The following is a 2690-nucleotide window of genomic DNA, read 5'->3' as shown; positions in this document are numbered from 1 at the left end:
ATTTAAATCCATCTCGAGATTGATTTTTTAATGCTGTTTATAATTACCAATCTCTTCATTTATTTCGATACACTCATATGCAAAAGTAGCTGTGCAGCAATTAGACTGAACCTTAAATATGTACTAAATTGTGTGGGGAAGGAAGTACATTTTATATAATCTCATTACCTAAAAACCCCTATATAGTTGGTATTCTTCTTCTTTTAAGACAGAAAGGATTTTTAATATAATGTATGAAGTTCTAACTCAGACTTCTTACTACACACACTCTTACGCACATAGAAATAACGCTTTTAATATATGATTTGTAACAAAAAATAAATAACAAGAAAACAAATTGAAACAAAAGTCACATAAAGTAATAATTTTGTAACATCAATGTAACATATAATTTTTTAACATACAATAGTTTTTTTACAGTATTTTTTATAAGCATATACTCATTGAACATCTGCCTTCCTTACAATATATCCCCAGATACTTTAAATACCGTTGCTATCCCTTCGATGTATTTTTCAGGCTAGATACAGTTTTTTATTTACTACTATTCTTAAAACTACATTGGTTTGTGAGCTTTCTTTTCAACCTCTCATATTTGCAACATTGTCTTCTTCATATTTCACTTATTACATAATTCCTCTAAAAATATGTGTATCCTATGCTCTCTTATAGTATCTATGCACTACAACTCAATAAATAAGCACACCCTCTTCAATAGTAATCTCAAGATTCGTTCCGCTTTCATTTTCGTGCACTCTACTTTCACACAAAGGAGAATTGACAAATAAAYAAGTGCTAATATAAGAAATATATATAATGCCATACTTCATCAATATTGTATGCTTGCTTGTTTCTTTCATCTTTCACAACAAATTCTATATGATAATAGGTGCACTTCTTCTATTCATGAAGTTTTTGATGTACCATTATGACTCTCTCAATTCTGTCAAAACAGTCACTTCTTTTTTTTATTTTTTCTTTCTCAAATAGTTCTGATTTTCCCATTGATTCTTTTACCATAAATGTATAACCGCCATAAGATTGTTTGGATTGTAGAGGTAAATCTTTATTTTCGATGACGGATTGTATATCAAATCGTTTTACACCAAAAAGTATACCTACTTCTGTTTCATCCATCATAGCTAAACAACACAGTGATACTGTCGCTCGTCTCTTTACTTTGGTTGCACAAGTCATCAGTGTATGAGCTAACTGAGCGGGACTAAGTTTTCTTCCAACTTCTGTACTAATAGGAACTGCACCTATAGCTGTAGTTCACTTACTTCCCTTAAACCGAATAAAAGCAAACGACTCTGTAAATGGATCTAGTCCATATTTTCTGCATACAAAATGATAATATTGCCGCTTTTCTTCCTCTGTTAGCTGTGATAAATCACTATTTATTGCCAATCTACCTAATATAATTTGTATTTCCTCAACCACTGTTGGTCTTTCCTTCGTACTAGGTATAAAAGAGCGTTCTAATATATTCGGAAACGTATTGAGTTCTTGCTTTTGTTTCTTATAATAAGTGACAATTTTTCACTTTGAGCTGACCTTACAAAAGGCGTGTCTTACTTGAGACAGAGTAACTTTGACTCCTTTGTTTAAAAGATAACTGTACAGCTTTCGATACCCCATTCACCCTTTTAAAAGTTTAAATTGCATGACAAGATAAGCCACTGTCTTTTTACGTCTTTTCTTATTTTCAGTAGGCTTACGATGAATAAAATCTATGTATATATAAAATAACCTTATATTTATTATGAGGAGCATTTATGGTTGCTGTTGCAAAATTAAAAAAGCATACTCAGATTAATAAATGAATAATATTTCAAGTAATTGTTTTGGTGTATTTCATGCTGAAAAGCAGGAGCTTGATTAAAGATTTCTTCTCTGTTTTTATAGGCTCAAGTGCAAGGAACGGAGAAATTTATCGACATGAGGCATTACAATTGGCAAAAGGAAAATTTGTATGTTATCTGAGTGACGATGATTCATGGTTTCCTGATCACTTACAATACATGGAGCAAGCTTTATCCAAAGCAGATTTTGTACATAGCCGCTATATGGCTATTGTGAATAAGTAACAAATGATGGCCATTCAGGGATCATTTGAGGAACTTGAGACTCGCGATCGTATGTTGAAAGAGTCATATAAATTTTAGTCCTACGATTGCTGGATACCGCATAGATACCTACCCTCGTCTTCTTGAAGGATGGAGCCCTGAACCAGAGGATGTGTGGAGTGATCTTAATATGTGGCGAAAATTTCTAAAGCTAGATAATATAACTTTTCATTCAATACCAGCTGTAACTGCTCTTATTCTTCCTTCTCCCTTTAGAACTAACATGACATTACAAGAAAGAGAAGCAGAAACGGCATTTTGGGCAAAACAAATTCGTTGCCAATCTTTTCGTTCTGCTATTCAAGATACATTTTTTACACTCTAATTCTAGATGGTCCTGCTGCAAAGATGCCTAAAATGTAGAAAGAATTGGATGAAGGGATTATAAATAAAAAATCGATTTCCTGTACGTTAAGAAATCGATTTTTTAATGAGTATTTTATGTCTTGATTAGAAACGAGCTTAATTAAATAAGTCCTGTGTACTGCTTGTAATACGTGCTAATTCAGTAACTACAATTACATCACCTTCACGCAGATTCTCTAACATGCGTAATAACTC

General features: G+C 32.4%; 4 protein-coding genes and 1 pseudogene. 2 read left to right on the top strand and 3 right to left on the bottom strand.

Going from position 1 to position 2690, the window contains the following annotated elements:
• Positions 1-900: 900 nt before the first annotated feature.
• Positions 901-1137 (bottom strand): hypothetical protein, encoded by a 237-nt coding sequence (locus AC1DJR_RS25420; RefSeq protein WP_340954473.1) that lies wholly within the window; start codon positions 1135-1137, stop codon positions 901-903.
• Positions 1138-1275: 138 nt separating this feature from the next.
• Positions 1276-1443: a hypothetical protein gene (locus AC1DJR_RS25415; protein WP_154214060.1), complete on the bottom strand. Its 168-nt coding sequence runs from the start codon at positions 1441-1443 to the stop codon at positions 1276-1278.
• 416 nt (positions 1444-1859) lie between these two features.
• Here AC1DJR_RS25415 and AC1DJR_RS25410 point away from each other — a divergent pair, with 416 nt between their 5' ends.
• Positions 1860-2090 (top strand): glycosyltransferase family A protein, encoded by a 231-nt coding sequence (locus AC1DJR_RS25410; RefSeq protein ID WP_142333467.1) that lies wholly within the window; start codon positions 1860-1862, stop codon positions 2088-2090.
• Between the two features lie 169 nt (positions 2091-2259).
• Complete coding sequence (locus tag AC1DJR_RS25405) at positions 2260-2454, top strand: hypothetical protein (protein WP_404476817.1); 195 nt, start codon at positions 2260-2262, stop codon at positions 2452-2454.
• Positions 2455-2597: 143 nt separating this feature from the next.
• On the opposite strand, the pseudogene AC1DJR_RS25400 reads toward AC1DJR_RS25405, so the two are convergent.
• Positions 2598-2690 (bottom strand): annotated as a pseudogene (locus tag AC1DJR_RS25400) (recombinase family protein); the annotation flags it as partial.

The sequence above is a fragment of the Bacillus sp. 05T31 genome, assembly GCF_056396725.1.
This window is presented reverse-complemented; position numbering and strand designations above follow the sequence as displayed.

What these genes read in the sequence shown, in the direction of transcription:
- AC1DJR_RS25420 (WP_340954473.1), bottom strand. Translation starts at nt 1,137, where the DNA reads ATGGATGAAACAGAAGTAGGTATACTTTTTGGTGTAAAACGATTTGAT.
- AC1DJR_RS25410 (WP_142333467.1), top strand. Translation starts at nt 1,860, where the DNA reads ATGCTGAAAAGCAGGAGCTTGATTAAAGATTTCTTCTCTGTTTTTATA.
- AC1DJR_RS25405 (WP_404476817.1), top strand. Translation starts at nt 2,260, where the DNA reads ATGTGGCGAAAATTTCTAAAGCTAGATAATATAACTTTTCATTCAATA.